This is a genomic window from Bradyrhizobium sp. USDA 4502, assembly GCF_054063355.1.
Map to the genome: position 1 here is coordinate 3320824 of NZ_JBSSGF010000001.1, position 24777 is coordinate 3345600.

The following is a 24777-nucleotide window of genomic DNA, read 5'->3' on the forward strand; positions in this document are numbered from 1 at the left end:
TGTTCAGCTCGCCGCGTCGCCCTGCTCTGCACCGCCATTCGGTACGCCGAGCCGTTTCATCGCGTCGAACAAGAGTGTCGCGGCGGGTGACAGCGCGCGCTTGCGCAACTTGATCAGGCCGTAATTCTCCAACAACAGCCTGTCGCGCAGGCGCAGCACCTTGAACCGCTGCGGATCGACCAGATCGAACACCAGCATGGGGACCGGCACGATCGCGTCGATGCCCGCCGCAATTCCGACCGAGGCGAAAAACGACTCGGTGTTGATGACCCGGCGCGGCGGCGTCACGCCGCGGCTCATGAACAGCCTCTCGAGCGCCTGGCGCATGAAGGATTCGCGCGGCTGGCAGATCCATTGCTGGTCGGCCATGTCCTCCAGCTCGACCGTCTCGCGGCCGGCCAACGGATGCTCCGCGCGAACGAGCAGCACCGCCTCCTCCGCGCCGATCTCGTAATAGTCGAATTGCCGGGGGTCGATGCCGGCGGGAATCCTGGCGACGACGAAATCGAACTCGAGCGCCAGCAGTCGCGTGATCAATGGCGGGCTGGTGCTGACATCGAGCGAGATGTTCACCCGATGCAGCTTTTCGCCGAGATACTGGATGACGTCGACGACGAGGTCGATGCTCGGCTTGGCGACTGTTCCAACGGAGACGGTGCCGAGCTCACCGGACTTGTAACCCGCGAACTCGTCGGTGACCTGGTCGAGATCGGCCAGCACGCTCTTGCCGCCACGGATCAGGATCGACCCATAGGCCGTCGGTTCGACGCCGCGCGCCGTGCGCTCGAACAAGGGAACCCGCGCCAGCGCCTCGATTTCGGCAAGCATCTTCGATGCCGCTGATTGGGTGATGTTCAACCGCTCGGCGGCGAGCTGCAACTTGCGCTCATTGTCGAGAGCGACCAGCAGGCGCAGCTGGCGCAGTTTCAGATTACTGATCACGGCCCGCCACCATCCTGCCCGGAAAGAGCCTCTTCCGCTCCGGCTAAACCGGAACGGGGCTCCAGATTCTGCTTTGAGGCGTTTTCTTGACGCGAGCCGGCAGCCACTTCGCCGGAAAACGCTCCAGGGTTCCCGCGTTTATACCGCGGTGCATCATGACAGTTTCGCCGTGGCTCCATTCCCAAATGCCATTAGTCACGCGGCAGTCGATTACACAACAATGAAGAAGACTTGCAAGAGCAACGCGACGAACCGCTGCGGGTGCGCCAGGTGCCGCCCCGAACAGCGCAGTGATCGTCTGCCGAATCGAAAAACAGGAAGGGATGGGAACGATGAGCGACGATGTCGAGAAGCGCGCGATCGGAAAGATGATGCGGCGGCTGATTCCGTTCCTCATCCTGTGTTACTTCGTGGCCTATCTCGATCGCGTCAATGTCGGCTTCGCCAAGCTGCACATGAACGCGGCGCTCGGCCTCAGCGAGGCTGCCTACGGGCTCGGCGCCGGTCTGTTCTTCATCGGCTACTTCTTCTTCGAGGTGCCCTCCAACATCCTGCTGGAGCGGTTCGGTGCGCGGCGGTGGATCGCCCGCATCATGATCAGCTGGGGCATCGTCTCGGCCGCATTTGCCTTCATCCCGCAGATGTCCGCGGCGAGCGGCCTGTCGAGCGAATGGATCTTCTACTTCCTGCGCCTCCTGCTCGGCGCCTGCGAAGCCGGCTTCTTCCCCGGCATCATCTTCTATCTGACGCTCTGGTTCCCGTCGGTGTACCGCGCGCGCGTCATCAGCCTGTTCATGCTCGCGATCCCGATCTCGAGCATCATCGGGGCGCCGATCTCGGGATTGCTGCTCAACCTGTCGGGCGCCGGCCTGACCGGATGGCAGTGGCTGTTCGTTTGCGAGGCATTGCCGTCGGTCCTGGTCGGCTTCGCTGTCCTGACCTTCCTGCCGGACTTTCCGCGTCAGGCAAGCTGGCTGCAGCCCGACGAGGTCAAGTGGATCCAGACCACGCTTGAGCGCGAGCGGCAGCAAACCGAGGCCGTGGAGCATATTTCCGTTCTGCAGTCGCTCACCGACTCGCGGGTCCTTGCCTGCGCCTTCGTGTATTTCTGCCTCAACGCGGCAAGCTACGGCGTCGCATTCTTCCTGCCCACCATCATCAAGGCGTTTGGCGTCACCGACACCCAGACTGGCTTGATCGCGGCCCTGCCCTTCGTGTTCGGCGCGGTCGGCATGGTGCTGCTCGGCCGCCATTCCGACAAGACCGGCGAGCGGCGATACCATGTCGCCGGCGCGCTGACGCTCGCCGCCGTCGGTATCGGCCTTGCCGGGCTGGTATCGAATCCGGTGCTGATCGTCGCCCTGCTCTGCCTTGCGCAGATCGGCGTGTCGGCAGTGCCGCCGATGTTCTGGCCGATGCCGGCCGGCATCCTGACCGGCGCCTCGGCGGCGGCAGGCATTGCGGCGATCAACTCGCTCGGCAACCTGTCAGGCTTCGCCGGCCCATTCGCCGTCGGCTATCTGAAGGACCTGACGGGCAGCTTTACGGCAGGGCTGCTGCTGCTCGCCGTGATGGGACTGATCGGCGCGCTGGTCACGATCAGGCTGCGGATCGATCCGGTGCTCGAGCGAACCGCGCGCGAGCCGATGATGGCGCACTAAACGCGCCTGCGCGGAACGGCGCCTGTAATATCCGTCATTTGCCGGCGGCCGCCTTGCTTGCGGCCGCCTTGGCGATCTCACGGATACAGGCGATGAAGATCTCGGCGGTCGGGCCCAAGGTGCGGCCTTTCAACGTGACGATCGCGGCCGAGACGGCGGCCGCCCGCGGAAGCTGAACCGGAAGCACCTTCAGCCCGAGATCGCCGCCGGCAAACCGCGCGACCGAGCCCGGCAGCACCGTAATGAAGCGGCCGGTCGCGGCGAGCCGGCAGCACAAATGAAGCGACAGCGTCGTGATCGGCGCGCTTGGCATCTGCATTCCGAATTCACGAAACGTCTCCGCCACTGCGGCGCCCGGAAAGGTGTCCGGCGGAGGTAACACCCAGCGCTCGTGTGCGAGGTCGGCCAATTCGAGCCTGGATGCGCGCGCCCATTTGCTTCGCTTTCCTGCGACAACGACGCGCTGATCATCGAGCAAGGGCTCGACCGCCAGGTCTGTCTCGTCAAACGGTGTCGGCGTCCATCCCAGCAACAGATCGATGTTGCGCTCGCGCAGTTCGCGGTAGCGCAGATCGCTGAGAACGGTCTGCGCGACATTGATGCGGATGCCGGGATGCTGCCGCGTGAAGCGGTCGATCGCCACCGGGAGCAAGCCCGCTGCGATGCTCTCCGTGCTGCCGATGCGCAACTCTCCGATGCTCGGATCGGCCAGAAACTCGAGCTCCTGCAAGCCTTGGGTAAGCTCGTCGAAGATCGAGACCCCGCGTCGCACCAGAGCATGGCCATAGGCCGTCAGTTCGATGCCGGTACGGCAACGATCGAGCAGCCGACGGCCGAGCGCGTGCTCCATGTCGCTGACCGCCCGCGAAATCGCCGGCTGCGACACCGCGAGCTCCGCGGCAGCCTTCGCCATGCTGCCGCGCTGCGCGATGACGAGCAGGATGTGCAGGTCGCGCAGCTTGATCCGGCGTCGGGCACGCTCGATGTCCTGCATCAGCGATCCTTACCAAAACGGTTATGGAAGCCTCAGACACTAGCATTGGACGTTTATCCCCGCCTCACGCATCCTCCGCGTGCGATGACGCAGATCGTCGCGCCCCGGACGGCGCGACTCCATGACCTTGGAGGCATGCATGTTGACCCGTCGCGACGTCCTGACCGCGTCAGCGGCAGGTGCCGCGCTCGCCGCCGCGGGCCTGGTCCGGCCAGTCGGCGCGCAGCCCCGCCTGAAGACCGCCCATATCCTGACCGGCTACACGCCCGGATTGCCGGACGCCGTCGCAAGGCTCATCGCCGGGCAGATGCAGGATTATGCCGATTCCATCGTCGTTGAGACCCGGCCCGGCGCAAGCGGCCGGATTGCGATCGAGGCCGTCAAGAACGCCGAGGCCGATGGATCGGTCATGCTGCTCGCGCCGCTTGGATTCATCGCGCTGTTTCCGCACACCTACAAGTCGCTGACATACGCACCGCAGGACTTCACGCCGGTATCAACCGTCGGCTCATTCGCGACGCTGCTGGCGATCGGCCCGAAAGTCCCGAACGATGTCAGGAGCCTCGCCGACTTCGTCGCCTGGTGCCGCGCCAACCCGACACAGGCGACCTACGGCACGCCGGGCGTTGGCACCACGCTGCATTTCATCGGTGCGATGCTCGGCCGGACCGCGGGCTTCGACTATCTCCACGTGCCCTATCAAGGCAGAGGGGCGGTCCAGGATCTCCTGAAAAGCGAGATCGCGTCGGCGGTGATGCCGATCGACAGCCTGCTGGGCCAGGTCCAGTCCGGACAGCTTCGCGCTCTTGCGACGACCGGTCCCAGCCGTCTCAAATCTCTCCCCGATGTGCCGACGGTGGCGGAAGCCGGTTACCCCGCGCTTCAGGACGTGACCTGGTTCGGCATCTTCCTGCCGGCGAAGACGCCTCCCGCAATCGTCGCGCAACTCAACAGCGCGATCCAGGCGTCATTGCGCAGCGACGAGGTCAAGTCCGGCATGGCCAAACTGTCGGTCGACGTCGACGCAATCGCGATGAATGACTTTGCGCAACTGCTCGCCACCGAATCCGATCGCTGGAAAGGGATCGTGCGGGCGACAGGATTTACCCCGACGGGCTGACGGCGGCGCTCAGGCAGCCACCACCCGCGGGCTCCTCACAGCCGCTTCCGACGCCGCGCAGGGCTTGCTCAGCATCGTCACTTCGGCGAAGCCGACCGCCCTGAGTTGCTCGACCATCGAGTGGCGGGCATCCTGCGCCATGGCGGCGTCGGGCACGACGACCGCCTGCGCCTTCGCGGTCAGCAGTTCGGCCGGAAGGTCGACGGCCGAACCGGCGTCGAGCAGCACGTGGTCGTAGACCCTGAGCAGCGCGTCGATCGCAAGTGCGAGCCGCGGCGATTGCAGATGCGAGCGATCGAAGCCCGGACGCCCGGCGCTGACGATCTGAACACGCGACTGCCGATCCTTGGTGATGATCTGCGCGAAGGTCGCCTCGCCCTGCATCAGCTCGGCAAGGCCGGGCGCCGCCGGATCGACGGTCGCCGACGTCAGTACCGGCGAGGACGCGACGAGATCGACGACGACGACCTTGGCCTGGCGCGCCATCAGACGCGCCAGCGTCAGGGTGGTCAGCGTAACGCTATCAGCCGCGGCCGGGCCGAGCACGGTGACCTTGTGGGCGGCGGGACCGGCGGCGGCGAGGCGCTCGGCGAGCTCATCGATCTCGTCGGCGGTCTGGGCGGAATCAGGCTGCGGCGGAGATTCATAGGCAGCCGCAGGCTCCAGCGGCAGTTCGGGCTCCACCGCCGGCTTCGGCGCGACCGGCGATGCGAGCGCGGGTTCGGGCGACAGCGCGGGCTGGTCCACGGTTGCGGCATCCATGACCGGCTCGCGGCGCCTGATCACGGCAGCCGCCGGCGCGAAGGCGCGGCCAACCGCACCGGGCGCGGAGATGCGCAGCAGCTCGCCGGTAATGATGATGCCGGACGACAGCAGCAGCGTCGCCAACGTCGCGATCAGCACGATCGGCAGCTTCTTCGGATAGGCCGGCGTATTCGAAACCGAGGCGCGCGAGATGATGCGACCGTCGGTCGGCGCGGCCTCGATGTTCTCGCGCGCCGTCGCCTCGCGATACTTGGCGAGATAGGCCTCCAGCAGGTCGCGCTGCGCCTTGGCTTCACGCTCCAGCCCGCGCAGTTGCACGTCCTGGCTATTGCTAGACGACGCCTGCCTCTTCGACTGGTCCAGGCTCGCCTGCAACGCCATGACCCGGCCATCGGCGACGCGGGCGTCATTGTCCAGCGAGCGCGAAACCTTGCCGGCTTCCTCGCGCAATTGCCTGTCGAGATCGGCGATCTGCGCCTTCAATTCCTTGATGCGCGGATGGTTGTCGAGCAGCGTCGACGACTGCTCGGCAAGCTGCGCGCGCAGCGTGCCGCGCTGTTCGGCGAGCCGGCGGATCAGCTCGGAATTGAGGACCTCGGACGCCTCGATCGGCTTGCCGCCCTGAAGCATCTCCCGGATCAGCCGCGCCTTGGTCTCGGCATCCGCCTTCAGCGCGCGGGCATTGTTGAGCTGCGTGTTCAGCTCACCCATCTGCTGGTTCGACAGCGGGATGTTGTTGGTGCCGACGAACAGGCTCGACTTCGAGCGGAATTCCTCGACGCGCGAATCCGCCTCCGCGACCTTGGTGCGCAGCTTGTCGATCTCGCCAAGCAGCCATGTGCTGGCGGATTTGGCCTGGTCCTGTCGCGCGGCCTGCTGCAACACGAGATAACCGTCCGCGATCGAGTTGGCGACGCGCGCCGCAAGCTCGGGATCTTCCGACTGGAACTCGATCACCATGACGCGCGACTTGTCGACCGCAAAAGCCTGGAAGCGCTCGTAATAGGAATCAAGCACCCGCTCTTCCGGCGTCAGGCTGAACGGATCACGGCCGATGCCGAACAGCGCCAGCAGCGACTTCAACGGCGAAAAGCCCCGCAACACCGGATCGAACTCCGGACGCTCGGCCAGCTTGTTCTTCTTGATGATGTCGCGCGCGAGATCGCGCGACAGCAACAGCTGCACCTGACTCGTCACCGCCTCGGCGTCGAGCGAGGTGCGCTCCAGGTCGCGCTCGCCGTTCGGACGCAGGAAGGCGTTCTCGCGATTGTCGATCAGGATTCGCGCTTCCGACTTGTAGCGCGGCGTCACGACGTTGACCGCGGCAAGCGACAACGCGAACACCAGCACCGTCGGCACGATGATCCAGCCGCGCTTGCGCGCCAGCGCGCGGCCGAGCACGTGCAGGTCGAGATCGGCCGCCTCCGCCGGGCGCGCCGGCTTGTCGGGCGCAGGCTTGTCAGGAGCAGGCTTGGGCGCAGCCGGCTTCACGACAGCTTCGTCGGCGACGGGCGCAGACTTCGGCAACGCCCGTTGCACGACGGCCTTATCCTTGCCTCTACGCCAGAATGCAAAACGCATAACGAACCCCCGCGGACACCGCGACTCCATCTCAATGGGGCGATTACAGTCCATTAAGGTTGCCGCTGGGTTAATCGGTGGGGTTGACGGGCATGGCCGCCACCACCCGCCCCGTCATTCTTTGTTAACCATGGGTGCCGTTAATCGGAGCCGATATTGTCGCGGGATTCCTTGCATGCGCGATCTGCGCGCTCCCCTTATTTGTCTGGTCGCTGCGCTCGCGCTGTCGGGCTGCATGGGCCGAACGTCGCCGCTTGCCGGCGACCCCGGTCTCGAACCGATGGCGTATGCTGCGCCCGTGGCCTATGCCGATCCCGCACCGACGCGCGAGGGCTATAATCTCGGCCCCGGCGACAAGCTCCGCGTTGTGGTCTATGGCCAGGAAGGGCTGACCAACGCCTATGCGATCGACGCCGCGGGCGCGATCACCATGCCGCTGATCGGCTCGGTGCCGGCGCGCGGCCGGACGCCCGCCGGGCTTGCCGCCGAGATCACCGCGCGGCTGCGCAACGGCTTCATCCGCGAGCCGTCGGTCGCAGTCGAGATCGAGGCCTACCGGCCGTTCTTCATCCTCGGCGAAGTCCAGGCCCCCGGCCAATATCCCTATGTGCCCAAGATGACGGTCGAAAGCGCGATCGCGATCGCCGGCGGCTTCTCGCCGCGCGCCAGGCGCGACGAGGTTACCGTCACCCACACCAATGCATCCGGCGCCGGCCGCTTCGTCGCTCCCCTGGGCACGCCGATCGGCCCCGGCGACACCGTGTTCGTCGGCGAGCGCTGGTTCTGATCGATGGCGCAGGATCAAAATCAGCAACCGCCCCTCCGCATCCTGCACGTGGTGCGTGCCCCGGTCGGCGGCATCATTCGTCACATCCTCGACGTCGCCAACGGCCAGATCGAACGCGGCCATCATGTCGGCATCGTCGCCGACAGTTTGACCGGCGGCGCGCGGGCCGACGCGGCGCTTGCCGAGATCGAGCCGCGGCTCAAGCTCGGCGTCCACCGCGTGGCAATACGCCGCGAGCCGCGCTTCGCCGATTTCATGGTCTGGGCCCACATCGCCGGCCTGATCCGCAAGCTGAAACCCGATGTCGTCCACGGGCATGGCGCCAAGGCCGGCGCCTATGTCCGGCTGCGGCGGCGGTCGAGCAAGGTGATCCGGGTCTACACGCCGCATGGTGGCTCGCTGCACTACCCGCTCGACACCTGGAAGGGCCGCTTCTACAGCCAGCTCGAGCGCACCCTGATGAACAGCACCGACCTATTCCTGTTCGAGAGCGCGTTTGCCCGCGACACCTATCAGCGCACGGTCGGCAAGCCGGCAGGCCTCGTGCGCTGCGTGTTCAACGGCGTCACCGCGGAGGAATTCGAACCGGTCCCCGGCGCCGACGATGCCACCGACGTGGCCTATGTCGGCGAGTTCCGGCGCATCAAGGGCGCCGATCTCCTGATCGACGCGGTAGCGAAGCTGCGCGCCGAGGGCAAGCCGGTGACGTTGACGCTCGGCGGTGACGGCGAGGAATTCGAGCGCCTCAAGGAGCAGGTGACGCGGCTGTCGCTCGGTGAGGCAGTCCGCTTCATCGGTCACGTCAAGGCGCGCTACGGCTTCTCGAAGGGCAGCCTGCTCGTGGTGCCCTCGCGCGGCGATTCGATGCCCTATGTGGTGATCGAGGCGGGCGCGGCGGGCGTTCCGATGATCGCAGCCGATGTCGGCGGCATCCCGGAGATCTTCGATACCCACACCGACGCCCTGTTCGCGCCGAGCAATGCCGGAGCGATGGCCGACGCGATCAAGGCCGCGCTCGACGATCCCGCCGCGACCGCGGCGCGCGCCGAGAGACTGCGCGAGCGGATTTCGGAACATTTCTCGCAAAGCGCGATGGTCGAGGGGGTACTGGCCGGCTATCGCGACGCATTTGCCAAACGTTAACCACTTCTTGCACACGTAACCGTTTCTTCCGATTTGTCCCCTTAAGTCACGCCCGGGGGAATTTTCGTGCTGCGCGCGGATGCCCATCTGCATGCGCAGGAATGGACGTGGACTCGTGGAACCGTTTAACGCACGCTCGATGCTGGATGCCGCTGCGTCTGCGACGGCCGCTCAGCCGCAGATCGAACGGCGCCGGCGCCTCTCGCCGGCCGCGCTCGCCGTTACCAACCAGAAGGTTCGCGGCGCCTACTCGCCGGTTGTGATCGCCGGCGTGGTTCGCCTCGCCGACTTCGTGCTGCTCAGCCTGGTCGGCGTCGGGCTCTATCTCGCCTATGTCAGGCCGCTCGCCGGCGGCAGTATTCACTGGGGGTACATCGCATCGATCCTCGGCATGTCGGCTGCCGCCGTGGTCTGCTTCCAGGCCGCCGATATCTACCAGGTGCAGATCTTCCGCGGCCAGCTTCGCCAGATGACGCGCATGATCTCGTCGTGGGCCGTCGTGTTCCTGCTGTTCATCGGCATCTCCTTCCTGGTCAAGCTCGGCGGCGAGGTATCGCGGGTCTGGCTGTCGTCGTTCTTCTGCGTCGGCCTTGCGGTGCTGATCGCCGAACGGCTGCTGCTGCGATCGATGGTGCGCGCCTGGGCGCATGACGGCCGGCTCGACCGCCGCACCATCATCGTCGGAGCAGACCACAATGGCGAGCAGCTGATCGAGGCGCTGAACGCCGAGGATGATTCCGACATCCATCTGCTCGGCGTGTTCGACGACCGCAATGACGATCGCGCCACTAATACCTGCGCCGGCTCACCGAAACTCGGCAAGATTGATGACATCGTCGAATTCGCCCGCCGCACCCGCGTCGACCTCGTGCTGTTCGCGCTGCCGATCTCGGCGGAGACCCGCATCCTGGAAATGCTGAAGAAGCTCTGGGTGCTGCCGGTCGACATCCGCCTGTCGGCCCATACCAACAAGCTGCGCTTCCACCCCCGTTCCTATTCCTATATCGGCAAGGTGCCGACGCTCGATATGTTCGAGGCGCCGATCACCGACTGGGATCTGGTGCTGAAATGGCTGTTCGACCGCGTGGTCGGCGGTCTGGCCTTGCTTGCGGCGCTGCCAGTGTTGGGATTGGTGGCGCTCGCGGTGAAACTCGACAGCCCCGGCCCGGTGCTGTTCCGCCAGAAGCGCTTCGGCTTCAACAACGAGCGGATCGACGTCTACAAATTCCGCTCGCTCTACCACCACCAGGCCGACCCCACCGCTTCCAAGGTGGTGACCAAGAACGATCCACGCGTGACCCGCGTCGGCCGCTTCATCCGCAAGACCTCGCTCGACGAATTGCCGCAACTGTTCAACGTTGTGCTGAAGGGCAATCTCTCGCTGGTCGGCCCGCGCCCGCACGCCGTGCAGAGCAAGCTGGAGAACCGCCTGTTCGACGAGGCGGTCGACGGCTACTTCGCCCGCCACCGCGTCAAGCCCGGCATCACCGGCTGGGCGCAGATCAACGGCTGGCGCGGCGAGGTCGACACTGACGAGAAGATCCAGAAGCGCGTCGAATACGACCTCTATTACATCGAGAACTGGTCGGTGCTGTTCGACCTCTACATCCTGCTCAAGACCCCGTTCTCGCTGCTGACCAAAAGCGAGAACGCGTACTGAAGGTTGAGACTTACTGACGTCGTTGCGAGCGCAGCGAAGCAATCCATATCGCGGCTCGGGGATAGATGGATTGCTTCCTCGCTTCGCTCCTCGCAATGACGAAGCAATGTGTTGAGTGCTTGTACCAAGTTGCGTGAGTATCCGATGGCCTATGCGGCGACAGCCGGGACGTCCCATTCGCTGACATCAGCACCAACGGGCGTGCTGGCGCTGCAGCGGGCGCTGGTGTGGCTGGCCGGCGCGTCCGGCGCCATCGTGTTCATCGAGCCGAGCCCGTATGAGCTCGTCACGCTGACCGCCTGCGTGCTGTTCTTCGCCACCGGCCTGCGCATGCGGCTGGTGTTCATGCCGCTGCTGTTCACATTGATCGTGCTCAATGTCGGCTACAGCATCGGTGCGGTGCCGTTCCTCGACAAGCCGGAGGTGGTGAACTGGATCCTGACCTCCTGGTACATGGCCATCACCGTCATCTTCTTCGCGATGGTGATGTCGGAGGATACCGAAGCCCGCCTCGACATGCTGCGCCGCGGCCTGATCGTCGGCGCGATGATCGCTTCGCTCGCCGGCATCGCCGGCTACTTCCGTCTGGTGCCCGGCGGCTACGACCTGCTGACGCTGTATGACCGCGCCCGCGGAACCTTCAAGGACCCGAACGTGCTCGGCGCCTTCCTGATCCTGCCGGCGCTGTTCACACTGCAGAGCGTGGTCTCCGACCGCTTCGGCAAGGCGCTCCGCAACGCCATCGCCTTCGGCATCATCTCGCTCGCGATCCTGCTGTCGTTCTCGCGCGCCGCCTGGGGCGGCCTCGTGATCACCGCGGCCTTCATGCTGGCGCTGATGGTGTTCACCAGCCGCTCGCAGGCGCAGCGCTCGCGCATCATCGTGATGACCTTGATCGCCGCGATCCTGGCCGTGGCGCTGATCGCTGTGCTGCTCTCGATCGGCTCGGTCGCCGACATGTTCAAGCAGCGCGCGAGCTTCGACCAGAGCTATGACGAAGGCCGCTTCGGCCGGTTCGGCCGCCACATCCTCGGCGCCCAGATGGCGCTGGAGCTGCCGTTCGGCATCGGGCCGCTGCAATTCCACACCTACTTCCCCGAGGACACCCACAATTCCTATCTCAACGCCTTCATGTCGGGCGGCTGGATCTCGGGGATTTGCTATCCGGCGCTGGTGTTCGTCACCGCGATCATCGGCTTCCGCTACATCTACATGCGGGTGCCGTGGCAGCGCGGCTATCTCGCGGTCTTCTCGGCGTTCCTCGGCTTCGTCGGCGAGAGCTTCATCATCGATACCGACCACTGGCGGCACTTCTGGATGATGCTGGGCACGATGTGGGGCATGTATGCGGCAGCCGAGCACTACCGCGCGACGTCGGCACGGATCATCGACGAGTCTTCGGCGGCATCTTGAGGCTGGCGCGCTGCTCCGGCGGCATGTCGATCACCGCCTTCAATGCTCCGGTCGCTTCCAGCACGCCCTTGTAGCCGTCATTGGCGAAACGCAGCAGCAAGCGCAGCTCGTCGTCGGTGTAGCTACTCCACAGCTTGAGCATCGCCTCCTGCATCGGCACGTAGAACTTGCCGATCTCCGCCGCTTTTTCCTCCACCACCGAGATGAAGACCTTGCGGCGGTCGCTCTCGTCCCGCTCGCGGCGCACGTAACCCGCTTTCTCCAGACGATCGACCACGCCGGTGATCGCGCCGGTGGTCAGCCCGGTGACCTCGGCGAGACGCCCCGCGGTTACCCGCCCCTCCAGATGCAGGATGTCCATGCATTCCATGTCGGAATTGGAGATTCCGGCCATGTTTGCAACGGCTTGGCCGTACATCACGCCCTGCGCGGATGACCGGCGCATCGCCTCCTCGAGTTCCTGCATCAGCGTTTCGCGCGACGTCGTGCTTGACAAATCGGCTCCTATATCTTACTCGCCTAATATCTTATATACTAAGATAATTAGCAACTGACCTTTCCTATCCCACACGGATGCATGGAGCAAGGCATGACCTCACGTCCCCGTAAAGCTCTGATCATCGGCGCCGGCATCGCAGGTCCTGTCACTGCGATGTTCCTGACCCGCGCCGGCATCGAGACCGAGCTCTATGAAGCCTGGCCCTACTCCACCGGGGTCGGCGGCGGGCTTCAGATCGCGCCGAACGGCATGCATGTGCTGGCCGAGCTCGGCCTCGCCGACGAACTGATCCGAAACGGCTCGATCGCGGAGTCCTTCGACTTCTATTCGCAGGGCGGCAAGAAGCTCGGCTCGCTCAACCAGAACATGCAGCAGCGCTTCGGCCAGCCCGCGGTGAACATGTGCCGCGCGACGTTGAACGAGACGCTGATCGACAAGGCCTGGGCCTCCAACGTCTCGGTGTTCTTCGAGAAGAAACTTGTAAAGATCGAAGACCGCGGCGACCAGCCCGTGATCGCCTATTTCAACGACGGCACCACCGCCGAGGGCGATTTCGTGATCGGTGCCGACGGCGTGCACTCTGCGGTGCGGCGCCACGTGATCCCTGACGGCCCGACGCCGTTCGACACCGGGCTGATCGGCTTCGGCGGATTCGTGCCCCGCGCGGTGATCGAGAAGCTGCCGATCGGCCAGAGGGTGGCGACCACGTTCGGGCAGAGCGGCTTCTTCGGCTATGGGATGTGCAGCCCCGATCCGGACACGGGCGCGATGTGGTGGAGCACGCAGCCGTCGCACGGCATGACCGCGGCGGCCTACCGCCTGCGGAGCCAGGACGCGATCAGGCAGCATCTGCGCGATTTCCACGCCGGCTGGCACGCGCCGATCCCCGAGATCATCGAAGCCGCCCAGAATATCGTGGTCACCGACACGCTTGACGTCGCGACGCTGCCGACCTGGTCGCGCAAGCGCACGCTGTTGATCGGCGACGCCGCGCACGCCACCAGCCCGCATGCCGGCCAGGGCGCATCGCTGGCGCTGGAGGACGCGCTGCGGCTCGGCATCCTGATGCGCGGCGGCCAGGAGCTCGGCATGACGTTCCAGGCTTTCGAGCACGAGCGGCGCCCGCGCGCCGAGAAGATCGTGGCGATCGCCCGCCGCAACGGCAACAGCAAGCGTGAGTTCAGCCCGACCGGCGCCTGGCTCCGCGATCACATGCTGAAGCTGCTGCTGCCGGTGTCGTCCAAGGGCATGGACTTCATGTACGCGTATGATCCGCGGGCGGCGGCGTAGCGCCTCTCCCTCTCCCCGTCCTTCACGGGGTCGAGACGAGCGAAGCTCGCTCTTAGAGGGTTGGGGTGAGGGGCTCTTTCCACGAGCAATGCGATCGGACGGACCTGTACCCTCACCCGGATCGCATCTGACGAAGCGATCCGACCTCTCCCCGCAAGCGGGGCGAGGTAAGCGAAGCTACTTCTCGACCTCGAAGGTCAGCCCGGCGTGATCGACCAGGCGCCTGATGAGCTTGTGCTGCATCGCGGCTCCCGGCGTCCAGAAGCCGGCGGCGACGTCGGGTGTATCGCGCAGCAGGCAGATCGCGCATTCCGAGATCATCTTCGAGGTCGAGCCGTAGCCGGGATCGCGATCGCCCTTGATGCCGGCGCGGACCATGCGGCCGTCAGGCGCGACCGCGAGATAAAGCAGATCGTAGCGGCCGTTCTCGCGCTCCTCCTTTGACGGCCCCTCGCCCGGCTTCGGCGCGCTTGGGCCGGTCTTCTCGGAATTCAACGCCATCACCTTCTTGGCGTTGGCCTCGCCCTTCTCGCCCGGGCCGGTCAGGACCATCTCGTCGTAGACGAAGTCCTGTCCGTAGGGAAAGCCCATCAGCATGTTGGAGCGGTGCACGTTGCGCGTGTTGATCAGCGCCATCATGAACGGCGCGGTCCAGGAGTGCAAATCCTCCTCATAGGCCGGCTTGCTGCCGCGCGGCTGCTTCGGACCCTCGAAGCCCGGCGTCAGCGCGAACGGGTTGTTGAGGATCGCAACCAGGCTGAGGTCCTTGGCGACCGCATCGAAGGTCGCCTTGGCGCTCGCCGCGGTGCCGCCGGACAGCGTGCCGCGCATGTCGCGCACGCGGCCCTTGATGCGCGGCGCCGGCGCGCCGAACACGCGCCTCGCTTCCTCCTGCACGAAGAACGCGCCCAGTTCGAACGGCACCGAGTCGAAACCGCAGGAGAACACGATGCGCGCGCCGCTGGCCTTCGCGGCGGCTTCGTATTTGTCGATCATCTGCCGCATCCAGATCGGCTCGCCGCAGAGATCGAAATAGTCGGTGCCGCTTTCCACGCAGGCCGCGATCAGCTCGTTGCCATAGAGCTGATACGGTCCGACCGTCGAGATGACAGACCTGGTTTGCGCAAGCATCGCCTTCAGCGAGGCGGCATCGCCGGCATCGGCGACGATCAGCGGCGTGTCGGCGGGCGCGCCGATCGCGTCGCGAACCGAGGCGAGCTTGTCCTTGCTGCGCCCGGCCATCGCCCATTTCAGGCTGCCGACGCGATAATGCGCCGCGAGATATTCGGCGACGAGCTGGCCGGTGAAGCCGGTCGCACCATAGACGACGATGTCGAGTTTCGACGAGGACATGGATCAGGCTCCCTGCGCAGCGAATTGGGCGCCCTTTTGTCATCGCGGACGCGGCGACGCAATCGGCTATTTCTTGTACGAGACGCCCATGCCGGCGCGCACGTCGGCCTGGATGCCGTAGGGCGCGATCGGGTAGCGCAAACCGTTCTTGGCGAGCTGCTTCATGCCGGCGATCGCCTTCACCAGATAGGCCGGCGGCAGTGCCATCAGCATCTCCTCGTCCGGCACGCCACCATAGCGGCGCTCGGCGAAGCACGGCAGCGACAGGCTCGGCTCGCCGGTCTTCAGCGCCCGCCCCCACGAATCCGCGCAGGCGGTCTCGCCGACCACGCCCCATTCGAACTTCTTGTAGCCGGTGTACTGCAGCCCGTTGATCAGGATGATCATCTGGCCCGGCGTCGCATAGACCAGGCAGATGTCGGGCGGGTTGAGCCGTCCGCTGGTCAGCGGGCTGACCGCCATCGCCTGGTACTGACCGTACGGCACCACGTCGAGCGCCTCCTGGCGCTTGCGCGCGTCTTCGGCAGTGCCGTGCCAGACGCCGACATAGTTCTCGCCGGCAAGCCATTTCTCATCCTGCGGCGCGAGCCCGATCACGGCGCGGCATTGCGCGCCGACCAGATCGTCGCCGGTGATGCCGACGGTCCAGCCGAGCCGCGAGGCCATGCTGACGATCTGGTCCGTGGTGTGGACCGCCGACGGACGGCGAATCTTCGGGATCGCCTCCATCTCCTCGGCGCGCGCGAACATCTTGATGCCGATCACCGTGGTCTTCAGCCGCAGCAGATTGTTCAGATCGGTGACGATTGCGCCGAGGTCGAACTGTTCCGGCGGTGTCTGCTGTTGCATGGCGTGAACTCCCGTGATCGGCGGCTTGGCGCCGCCTGTTGCGTCGATGTTAGGATTGGCCGTTGGAGGCGACAAGTGCCTACGCCTCAGCGCGCGGCCGGCCCCGGCAGCAAATCATCGGTTCGGCCGGCCAGGTGATAGGCCAGAAGCCCGATCCACTCGCGTGTGCCGAGATCGGTGCGCGACAGGCCCTCGATCGCAAGCGTCGCGAAGCTGAAGACATTGCCGACGCGCCAGTCGACCGGATAGGCCTCGACGTTGAATCCCGCCTTGCGGAACAGCCCGACCGAGCGCGGCATATGGTAGGCCGAGGTGACGAGCAGCCAGCGCTCGCCCGGCTTGGGATCGACCAGTGCCCTGGAGAACTCGGCGTTCTCCACCGTGTTGCGGGAGCGGCGCTCGATGATCAATCGCGACCTGGCAATGCCGAGCCCCTCGAACATCTCGGCGGCATAGTCGGCTTCGCGCGCATCGTTCGAGATCAGGTTCGCGCTGCCGCCGGTGAACACGAGGCGCGCATTCGGATATCTGCGCGCGAGCGTCGCCGCCGCGATGACGCGATCGGCCGCGCTGCGCACCACCGGCGTGCCATGCGCAACCGACAGATCGGCATCGATCGAGCCGCCGAGCACGATGATGCCGTCCGGCACGCCGCGCGAGGCGTCCCATGGCGGGAAGCGCTGCTCCAAAGTGGAGATCAGGACATTGCCGAGCGGCGAGAAGCCGCAGATCGCGAGCAGCAGCAGCGCGGCCACCATCAACCTGCGGCCGAGGCGCGCAAACCGCGTCAACAGCAGCACGGTGCCGATCACGCCGATACCGATCAGGAAGTTGATCGGCAACAGCATGATGCCGAGCGTCTTGGAGAGCACAAAAAACAAGAGAAGCCCCTGCGAAGTTCTGCTACAGCGTCATACGCTGCTGGGAAACTAATCAAAAGCCGTCACATGACCCATCATCATCTGAAGTCGAGCCCTGAAACCTGCCATTGGGGCTTCTTTGAAGCCAAGCTGAAACCGGTTCTGACCGTTGCGAGCGGCGACGAGATCACGATCGAGACCGTCAGCGGCGGCCCGGACGTGGTGCCCGACCGCGGCAAATTCTTCGTTCCGCCGGAGCTCGACGACATCCATGCGAAGTGCGAGCGGATGGTACCCGGACACATTCTGACCGGCCCGATCGCCGTTGCCGGCGCCGAACCTGGCGACGTGCTCGAGGTCGATATTCTCGACGTTCAGCTGCGACAGGACTGGGGTTACAATCTGATCAAGCCATTGTCCGGCACCCTGCCCGACGATTTCCACGAAACACGCGTCCTCAACATCCCGCTCGATCGCGGGCGCATGGTCGGCCGCATGCCCTGGGGGCTCGATCTGCCGCTCAAGCCGTTCTTCGGCGTGATGGGCGTGTCGCCGCCGCCGGCCTGGGGCCGGATCTCCTCGCTGATCCCGCGCGCGATGGGCGGCAATCTCGACAACAAGGAGCTCGGCGCCGGCGCCAAGCTCTATCTGCCGGTGTTCGTTCCGGGCGCGCTGTTCTCCTGCGGCGACGGCCATGGCGTGCAGGGCGACGGCGAGGTCTGCGTCACCGCAATCGAGACCGCGCTGACCGGCCGCTTCCGCCTCACATTGCGCAAGGATATCAAGCTCGCCTATCCGCGCGCAGAGACCGCGGATCATTACATGACCATGGCGATGGATCCCGATCTCGACCAGTGCGTGGTGCGGGCGCTGCGCGACATGATCGTGCTGCTCGGCGAGAAGCGCAATCTGTCGCGCGAGGATGCCTACACGCTGTGCAGTCTGGCGGCCGACCTGCGCGTGACGCAGACGGTCAACGGCTCCAAGGGCATCCACTGCATGATCGCCAAATCCGTGGTCCACGGCTGAGATCGTCATTCCGGGATGGTCCGAAGGACCAGACCCGGAATCTCGAGATTCCGGGTTTCGACGCTGCGCATCGCCCCGGGATGACTGAGTGCTATGGCCGCACTTGTGTTCCGCGAGCACGGCTCGATACAATCCCCGTCCCAACGAACAAGAATGGACGGGGACGGATATGCTGAAGGACAGGCTTTCGCCGGCCGACGAGGCTGCGCGCGACAGGGAGATGCAGGAGACGCTCGCCGCCTGCCCGCGCATCCTCGACCTCATTGCCCGCGGCCCGCAGGGCGCGCCGGACGCTGAAGCCGCGATCTATCTGCGCTCGCCGCTCGATCCCAATCCGGTCGTGATCTCGAACGATCACTTGATGGGCTGCATCAAGGCCGCTGAAACCTATTTCCGTAAGCACGGCATCGGCAAGGACGACGCGGTGGCTGTCCTGCTCCCGGCGTGCCCCGCGACCGTCGTCGCGATCTTCGGCGCAGCCGCCTGCGGCGTCGCCGAGCCGCTCAATTTGCTGTTCACGCGCGAAGCGATCGTCGCCCAGCTCAATGCGATCCACGCGAAGCTGTTGCTGGCGCCGCCGCCGGGCATGCCAGGCGGGCTCTATGAGAGGGTCGAGGGCCTGCAGCGCGAGGTGCCTTCCCTGAAGCACATTGTGATCGTGCCGCTCGACGGCAGCATCGCCTTCGACGGTGAGGTGCTGCGGCCTGATCCCGCCTGGCGCGACGACTACGGCAAGTCCAAGGACATGAGCGAGGCCGACCGCGTCGCCGTGATGCTCCCGACCGGCGGCACTACCGGCCATCCCAAGGTGGCGCGGCTCACCAACCGCGCGATGGTCGCCTCCACAGTATCCTCGCGGATGGCGCTCGATTTCCATCGCGGCGAGCGCGCGATGATCACGATGCCGCTGTTCCATGTCGGCGGCCTTTTCTGCACCACGGCCAATTCCCTGGCGGCCGGCACGACTATGGTCATCCCCGGTCCCGCCGGCGCGCGCGATCCGGCGCTGGTCCGGCACTTCTGGCAGATCATCGAGCAGTACCGCATCAACATCGCCGGCAACGTGCCGACGATACTTGGCGCCCTCGCCGATATCCCGGTCGCGGACAGCGACATCTCGACCCTGCGCGTCACCGCCACCGGCGCCTCGATCTGCCCGCCGGAGATCGAGCGCCGTTATCTTGCGACCTGGGGCGGCCCCTGCATCCAGCAGCTCTACGGCATGACCGAGCTCGCCGGCGCCATCACTCACGATGTGCACGGTGTGAAGCCGCGCGCCGAGAGCGTCGGCACCCGCAATCCGCTGGTCGAACTCGCGATCCTCGACGGCGGCAAGCTCCACACGGGACCGTGGCCTTCGCCGGTCGGCGAACTGCTGACCAGGGGCCCGCAGGTGTTCGCCGGCTATGTCGACAAGAAGCAGACCGAGGAGGCGTTCCGCGACGGCTGGCTGCGCACCGGCGACATCTGCCGGATCGATGCTGACGGCTTCGTCTACATCATGGGCCGCGCCAAGGATGTCATCATCCGCGGCGGCCACAACATCGATCCGCGCGCGATCGAGGACGCCGCGCTGGCGTTTCCGGGCGTGGCGCTTGCCGCGGCCGTCGGACGTCCCGACACCTACGCCGGCGAAGTGCCGATGCTGTTCGTCTCGGCGCAGCCCGGCACCCATATCGATCCGAACGCGCTCGCCGCCTTCGTGCAGGACAACATCCTAGAGCCGCCGGCGCGCCCGCGCGTGGTGTCGGTGATTCCGGAGATGCCGGTGACTCCGGTCGGCAAGATCTTCAAGCCGAAGCTGCGCGAGATCGCCGCCGGCGAGGCGGCGCGCGAGTTGCTGGCGCTGGAAGGATTGTCCGGCGAGGTCACTGTCGACGCGATCACCGACCCGTCGCGCGGACTGTACCTGAGCGTGAGCGCGCCTCCGGAAAAGGCCGAGAAGGCTGAGCGGCTTCTCAAGAAGTTCCCGGTCAAGGTCGAGTTACGGCCCTAACACCTTCATCTATCTCAATAATTCGATGACACCCGCGCGCTGGAACTCGCTTCCAGCGCGCTTGGGCGCGGCTGGCTGTTTCTTGCCGCCCACGGCTTGACGAACCGCCTCATTCCTAAATAGACTCTAAATAGATACTTTTCAGTACAGGCGTTCGGGGTTAAGCGTTTCACCATGGCTACGGAAAAGGCCGAAACCGACCGCGTCCCGGTCACGCTGGCGCTCTCGACCATCGGATACCTCGAGAAGCTGGTGAGACAGGGCACCCACGGCACGAGCGTCCCGGGCGTCGCACGGACATTGATCGAGGAAGGCATTCGGCTCGCCATCAAGGACGGGTTGCTTGCAATCCGCGACAACGGCCGCACGCCCTGAGAGCATGATCCGGAAAAGTGGAAACCGGTTTTCCGAAAAGATCATGCTCAAGAACTAAGGGCGCGTGTGCCGGCGCGGCGGTTCAACACAGAACGTGGAACCGTCAGATGATTGCCATCCAAGAGACCTGGACGCCGGAGCGCGTCGACCAACTCAAGATCTACTTTGAAGCCGGCCTCTCCTGCCGCGACATCGCCGTCAATATCGGCGTCAGCCGCAATGCGGTGATCGGCAAGCTGTCGCGGCTGAACCTCACACGCACGACGCCGGACGAACGTCGGGCGCGGCGCAAGAAATCCGCCGCCCACGCCGCGCAACGGGCGACTGCCAAGCAGCAGCTCCGGTTGCTCCAGGCGGTCTACGAGCAGGAGCCCGACGACGCCCCGATCGTCAGCGCCAACAGCTGCTCGCTGTTCGAGCTGAGCGAGCAGCGCTGCCGCTGGCCGATCAGCACCCCGGGCGCCGATGATTTCTGCTTCTGCGGCAACACACCGCTCGGCGGCATGCCCTATTGCTCAGGGCATTACCGCCTCGCCTATCAAGCGGGATCGCGCCAACGCGCGATGCGCGGATAGCGCTTGAGTGAAGCCGTCCCCACGCGATGCGGGACGGCCGTTCAGCCGACCTTCCACCCGGTTGCTGCCACGAGGTCCTGATAAAACTCCGGCGTGTAGGCCTGTTCCGGCGTCTTGCGCACGCGCTCGTCGAGCAGATGCGCATCGTCGCCGACCAGGATGCGCCAGCGTTCGGCTTTCACACCGTCGAGGATGATCTTGGCGGCGGCCGCGGCCGAAGTCGGTGCCTCGTCGTGGAAGATGCGGGCACGATCGAGCGCGAGCTGCTGGATGTCGGCGTCCGACATCTTGGCGACGTCGATCCCCTGCCCCTGCAGACGCTGACGGGCCTGCTTGAGCTCGTCGGCGTTGAGCTGGTCGGAGCCGTTCTGGACCTTGCGCGAGTTCGACACGATCGAGGTGCCGATGTGACCGGGCATCACGACCGAGCACTTCACATGCGGCGCGTTGAGCCGGAGATCGTTGATCATCGCCTCGGTGAATCCCTTCACGGCAAATTTCGCCGCGCTGTAGGCGGTGTGCGACACGCCCATGCCGACCGAGGCCCAGAAGCCGTTGACGCTCGAGGTGTTGACGATGTGCGCCTCGTCGGCCTTCACCAACAGCGGCAGGAAGGTGCGGACGCCGAGATAGACGCCGCCCCAGCAGATGTTGAAGGTGCGCTCCCACTGCTCGCGCGTGTTGGAGAACAGGCTGCCGCCGCCACCGATGCCGGCGTTGTTGAACAGCAGGTGGATCTTGTCGGTCGCCTGCTGCTCGATCAGCTCATCGCGGAAGCGTTTGTAGTGATCCTCGATCGAGATGTCGGCAATGTGGGTCGTGATGCGCAGGCCCTGCGGCAGCTTCTCGACCTCGCAGAGCCGCTTGGTCTCGGCCATCGCCTCGGCCGAGACGTCGCACATCGCGACATTGCAGCCCTCGGCAACGAGCTGCCGTGCCAGCTCGCGCCCCATGCCCGTGCCGCCACCGGTGATGACGGCAATCTTTCCGGCGAAATCCTTCATGTGAGATCCGTTCCTTCCCTTATTTTTCTTGCCCTGTTCTTCTTTGTTTCGGCCGGAGCGCGGATCGCAACCCCAACCGCTTGGCTGCGGCACCTTACATCACCGAATTGTCGCCCAGCAACGGCGCCGCCTCACGCGCAAGTGAGCCGCCTGCAGCGGGTTGAGACGGTGGCCGCGTAACGAAATCATTCCGCGTTGCGAACAATCCGACATCGACAATCGGAGACCATGATCGTGCACATCCTGAACAGATTGGTCGCGACAACGCTGATGGCGATCGCGGCCGAAATTTCCACCGCGGCCGCAGCTGCCGAGGTAAAACCAGCGAAGCAGCGCGACAGCACCTGTGCAGATGGACCACGTTGATCGCAATCGGCGCATAGCGCAGCGCGCTGCGTGGCACACCGCGCGATCGTCATAGGCGAAGCTCTGACAATGTTGCGATCACGTCGTCCGAACTCGAACACTTGTTTGCGAAGCGCGTGAGCCTCACGCGATGATCTCGCGCATCCTGGCTGCAGGCCACGCCGCGTCATGACGCGGCGTGGCGCTATTCGGCTGTCTCGATGCGCACGGATGCGCGCCGCCGCAGGACGCCTGCACCCGCACTCAGGGCCAGCTTGAGCAGGCCGCGCCACGAGAAATCGATGATCACCTCATGGTGCCGCAATCCCTTGCCGCCCTTTACCAGCCCGAGATCCCGGATCAGGCAATAGTGGCCGCTGCTCATGCGCGCCAGGCGGCTATTCTTGAAGCGTCCCATGAATGGCGAGAATGCACTGCGGATCGATTCCGTCAAATCCTGACGGCGTCGAATCGGCAAGGCGACGGCAACCCGATCGCCGGCCGCAGCTTGCGCGGGCCGCGCGCGCCACCATCGTCGACGCCGGCTGGGCCCTTGAATCAAAAACCTCCGGCAGGGCATTGCCGGAGGTTTGGGAGGCTTAGCAGCTAGCTAAGAGCCATCATTCAATGTGTTGGCCGTGGCGTATATAGTTTAGTAGATCAGGTAAGTAAATAAGTCTGCGGCTAATGAATCGCATGGCTCGTCTTCGTCGTTCGCGTGGACCGAAATGACGCAGCTCAGCTCTCCTTAGAATCTTTCGCAAAGAAAAACCCCGGCAGTTGCCTGCCGGGGTTCTGTTGGATCGTGATCAGATCAACCGGAATTACCAGTTGCGCTGAGCGCGGAAGAGCATCTGGACAGTGTCCTGATCCTTCAGCTCGTAGGTCGCGGTCGGCTTGCCGATAGCAGTCGACGACGTCGTGATGATGCCGGCATACTTCTGATCGAGGTGCGAGTAGGTCACGTCGGCCGAGAAGGTCAGGTTCTTGACCGGGGTCCAACGGGTGATCACGCCGATCTGCGCGATGTTGTAGTCGGGGTTGCAGGCGGTCACGCCAGCGCCGCCAGCGAATGCGGCACGGAACGAACCACCGACGCCACCAACGCCGCAGATGAGCGACTTAGCCGCATCGTTGTACGAAACAGCGGCGAACGCACCGTACAAGCTGGTGTTCCAGTAGGGATCCCAGTTGTGGGTGTACGCACCGCGCATACCCCAGGTCTTGATGGACTGCTGCTGACCGCCGGGGCCGAACACCGTGTCGGGTGCCGTACCGAAGCCAACGCTGCCATAGACGCCCGGCAGGCTCGAACCGCCGAAGATGGCGATCGCGCCGGCCTGGCTGGCCAGTTCCTGGATGTTGTAACGGGTCGCACCGTCGGTGTAGACGCCCTGGATGTTGATGGTGTCACCGGGTCCGGTCGGGATGTTCTTGATCGACAGGGCCAACGCACCAGCCCAACCCCACTTGTCGTCGGGATGACCGGTCAACTCGGTGCCGCCGTAGTAGGCAGCGTGGTTGTCATGCGCGGCGACTGACGCCTGGAAGATACCCCAAGCCTGGTCAACCTTGAGCGAAGCGACGAAGTCCGGAGCGATCGTGCCGGCGTAGTCGCTGGAGCCGTAGGCACCACCGACGCCGAGGTTGTTCACGCCAGCCTGCATGTAGGCAACCTGGTCCTGCGCCGACAGAGCCAGCGACACGCCGTTGCCGAACTGCGCGGTGTAGGTGAACTGGTTGATGCCGTTGGTGGTGTTCACGCCACCGACGAGTGCGTCGTAGTTGTTGCCCGGATAACCGTTCCAGGGGGCAGCGAACTGCGAAACCGCCTTACCCATCGTGAAGCCGGCGAACTGGATGAAGGCGTAGTAGACGCCGACCGTACCGGCAGCCACGTTGCCCGAACCTGCGTTGTTCGGCGCAGAAGACGAGCCGATCGCCGAGTACACAGTCGAGCCGTTGCCCTGGCCGGCATAGGTGTCGGAGGTCCAGGTGAACACCGCATCGAAATAGGTGCGGACCACGCCGTATTCGGTCGCGGTGCGCGTATCGATGTTGAAGTCTTCACGCGAACGCCAGGTGTAGCCGTTCGTGAAACGGTTGTTGGCACCGCTGGCGCCGTTGTAGTTCGCGCCGTACACGCTGTTGCCGTTCACCACGACGTCAGCACGCACATAGCCGCCCAGCTTGATGCAGGTGTCGGTGCCGGGGATGTAGTAGAAGCCCGGACCGTAAAGCGAGCAAACCTTCACGTACTCGACCGCTTTGGCCTTGACGGGAAGATCGGCCGCCTGTGCCCCGCCGACCGCGACCAGCGCAGCCGTCGAGCCCAGGATAAGGCTCTTCAAATTCATATTAAACCTCCAAGTTGCTCATATGCGGAGAGTCCGAGGCCGCGAGCGCCCCGTGATCCTCCCGCATTGTCCAAGACCGTTTTCCCCAAACCCCGCACCCTCAGATCAATCTGTGGTGTGCGACGGACTTGAACGATCACCGCAACGGGACGATCGAGATTCCCCTACCGCCGGGTTCA

22 protein-coding genes are annotated in these 24777 nt (G+C 65.0%); 12 read left to right on the top strand and 10 right to left on the bottom strand.

The features are described from left to right. Positions 1-3: 3 nt before the first annotated feature. Positions 4-942: a LysR family transcriptional regulator gene (locus ACVW1B_RS15235; RefSeq protein ID WP_253608423.1), complete on the bottom strand. Its 939-nt coding sequence runs from the start codon at positions 940-942 to the stop codon at positions 4-6. 323 nt (positions 943-1265) lie between these two features. Between ACVW1B_RS15235 and ACVW1B_RS15240 the strand changes: the two genes are divergently transcribed. After that, positions 1266-2603, top strand: coding sequence for an MFS transporter (locus ACVW1B_RS15240; RefSeq protein ID WP_016844958.1), 1338 nt, complete (start codon positions 1266-1268; stop codon positions 2601-2603). 34 nt (positions 2604-2637) lie between these two features. Here ACVW1B_RS15240 and ACVW1B_RS15245 read toward each other — a convergent pair whose 3' ends face one another. Then, positions 2638-3597: a LysR family transcriptional regulator gene (locus tag ACVW1B_RS15245; RefSeq protein ID WP_253608422.1), complete on the bottom strand. Its 960-nt coding sequence runs from the start codon at positions 3595-3597 to the stop codon at positions 2638-2640. 139 nt (positions 3598-3736) lie between these two features. Here ACVW1B_RS15245 and ACVW1B_RS15250 point away from each other — a divergent pair, with 139 nt between their 5' ends. Then, complete coding sequence (locus ACVW1B_RS15250; protein WP_456821738.1) at positions 3737-4717, top strand: Bug family tripartite tricarboxylate transporter substrate binding protein; 981 nt, start codon at positions 3737-3739, stop codon at positions 4715-4717. A gap of 9 nt (positions 4718-4726) precedes the next feature. Here the strand turns inward: ACVW1B_RS15250 and ACVW1B_RS15255 are convergent, their stop codons facing one another. Next, positions 4727-7063, bottom strand: coding sequence for a GumC family protein (locus tag ACVW1B_RS15255; RefSeq protein ID WP_253608420.1), 2337 nt, complete (start codon positions 7061-7063; stop codon positions 4727-4729). A gap of 175 nt (positions 7064-7238) precedes the next feature. Between ACVW1B_RS15255 and ACVW1B_RS15260 the strand changes: the two genes are divergently transcribed. The 4 genes from ACVW1B_RS15260 to ACVW1B_RS15275 all read left to right on the top strand — a co-directional run bounded on the left by ACVW1B_RS15260 (position 7239) and on the right by ACVW1B_RS15275 (position 12066). Beyond that, positions 7239-7850, top strand: coding sequence for a polysaccharide biosynthesis/export family protein (locus ACVW1B_RS15260; protein ID WP_253608419.1), 612 nt, complete (start codon positions 7239-7241; stop codon positions 7848-7850). A 3-nt stretch (positions 7851-7853) separates the two neighbouring features. After that, complete coding sequence (locus ACVW1B_RS15265) at positions 7854-8993, top strand: glycosyltransferase family 4 protein (protein ID WP_168855926.1); 1140 nt, start codon at positions 7854-7856, stop codon at positions 8991-8993. A gap of 115 nt (positions 8994-9108) precedes the next feature. Then, positions 9109-10653 carry an undecaprenyl-phosphate glucose phosphotransferase gene (locus tag ACVW1B_RS15270; protein ID WP_092077940.1) on the top strand — a complete coding sequence of 515 codons (1545 nt, stop codon included), beginning with the start codon at positions 9109-9111 and terminating at the stop codon, positions 10651-10653. 144 nt (positions 10654-10797) lie between these two features. Continuing rightward, entirely contained in the window at positions 10798-12066 is a 1269-nt protein-coding gene (locus tag ACVW1B_RS15275; RefSeq protein WP_253608418.1) for an O-antigen ligase family protein, read from the top strand. On the opposite strand, the gene ACVW1B_RS15280 is transcribed toward ACVW1B_RS15275, so the two are convergent. Further along, the gene (locus tag ACVW1B_RS15280) at positions 12038-12532 is read right to left on the bottom strand and encodes a MarR family transcriptional regulator (RefSeq protein ID WP_141341084.1); all 495 of its coding nucleotides are present in this window, start codon (positions 12530-12532) and stop codon (positions 12038-12040) included. The genes ACVW1B_RS15275 and ACVW1B_RS15280 overlap by 29 nt on opposite strands. Before the next feature lie 123 nt (positions 12533-12655). On the opposite strand from ACVW1B_RS15280, the gene ACVW1B_RS15285 reads away from it, so the two are divergent. Beyond that, the gene (locus ACVW1B_RS15285) at positions 12656-13855 is read left to right on the top strand and encodes an FAD-dependent oxidoreductase (protein WP_253608417.1); all 1200 of its coding nucleotides are present in this window, start codon (positions 12656-12658) and stop codon (positions 13853-13855) included. 177 nt (positions 13856-14032) lie between these two features. On the opposite strand, the gene ACVW1B_RS15290 is transcribed toward ACVW1B_RS15285, so the two are convergent. The 3 genes from ACVW1B_RS15290 to ACVW1B_RS15300 form a co-directional block, all read right to left on the bottom strand. Continuing rightward, positions 14033-15208, bottom strand: coding sequence for a saccharopine dehydrogenase family protein (locus ACVW1B_RS15290; protein ID WP_253608416.1), 1176 nt, complete (start codon positions 15206-15208; stop codon positions 14033-14035). A 66-nt stretch (positions 15209-15274) separates the two neighbouring features. Next, positions 15275-16057 (bottom strand): DUF169 domain-containing protein, encoded by a 783-nt coding sequence (locus ACVW1B_RS15295; RefSeq protein ID WP_092077950.1) that lies wholly within the window; start codon positions 16055-16057, stop codon positions 15275-15277. A gap of 86 nt (positions 16058-16143) precedes the next feature. Then, on the bottom strand, positions 16144-16938 hold the full coding sequence (locus ACVW1B_RS15300) for a YdcF family protein (RefSeq protein WP_253608415.1): 795 nt from the start codon (positions 16936-16938) through the stop codon (positions 16144-16146). Between the two features lie 66 nt (positions 16939-17004). Here ACVW1B_RS15300 and ACVW1B_RS15305 point away from each other — a divergent pair, with 66 nt between their 5' ends. The 4 genes from ACVW1B_RS15305 to ACVW1B_RS15320 all read left to right on the top strand — a co-directional run bounded on the left by ACVW1B_RS15305 (position 17005) and on the right by ACVW1B_RS15320 (position 20892). Beyond that, a complete protein-coding gene (locus tag ACVW1B_RS15305) occupies positions 17005-17946 on the top strand; it encodes an acetamidase/formamidase family protein (protein WP_028340203.1) in 942 nt (313 codons plus the stop codon). A 169-nt stretch (positions 17947-18115) separates the two neighbouring features. After that, positions 18116-19942 (top strand): AMP-binding protein, encoded by a 1827-nt coding sequence (locus tag ACVW1B_RS15310; RefSeq protein WP_253608414.1) that lies wholly within the window; start codon positions 18116-18118, stop codon positions 19940-19942. Between the two features lie 174 nt (positions 19943-20116). Then, positions 20117-20317, top strand: a complete 201-nt coding sequence (locus ACVW1B_RS15315; protein ID WP_016844973.1) for a hypothetical protein — start codon at positions 20117-20119, stop codon at positions 20315-20317. 107 nt (positions 20318-20424) lie between these two features. Continuing rightward, positions 20425-20892 carry a GcrA family cell cycle regulator gene (locus tag ACVW1B_RS15320; protein ID WP_076825272.1) on the top strand — a complete coding sequence of 156 codons (468 nt, stop codon included), beginning with the start codon at positions 20425-20427 and terminating at the stop codon, positions 20890-20892. 41 nt (positions 20893-20933) lie between these two features. Here the strand turns inward: ACVW1B_RS15320 and ACVW1B_RS15325 are convergent, their stop codons facing one another. Further along, the gene (locus ACVW1B_RS15325; protein ID WP_310881940.1) at positions 20934-21896 is read right to left on the bottom strand and encodes an SDR family oxidoreductase; all 963 of its coding nucleotides are present in this window, start codon (positions 21894-21896) and stop codon (positions 20934-20936) included. A 228-nt stretch (positions 21897-22124) separates the two neighbouring features. Between ACVW1B_RS15325 and ACVW1B_RS15330 the strand changes: the two genes are divergently transcribed. After that, on the top strand, positions 22125-22262 hold the full coding sequence (locus tag ACVW1B_RS15330; protein ID WP_253608412.1) for a hypothetical protein: 138 nt from the start codon (positions 22125-22127) through the stop codon (positions 22260-22262). Between the two features lie 184 nt (positions 22263-22446). On the opposite strand, the gene ACVW1B_RS15335 is transcribed toward ACVW1B_RS15330, so the two are convergent. Further along, positions 22447-22626: a hypothetical protein gene (locus tag ACVW1B_RS15335; RefSeq protein WP_050999539.1), complete on the bottom strand. Its 180-nt coding sequence runs from the start codon at positions 22624-22626 to the stop codon at positions 22447-22449. A 439-nt stretch (positions 22627-23065) separates the two neighbouring features. Further along, entirely contained in the window at positions 23066-24598 is a 1533-nt protein-coding gene (locus ACVW1B_RS15340) for a porin (protein ID WP_057020678.1), read from the bottom strand. Positions 24599-24777: the final 179 nt, after the last annotated feature.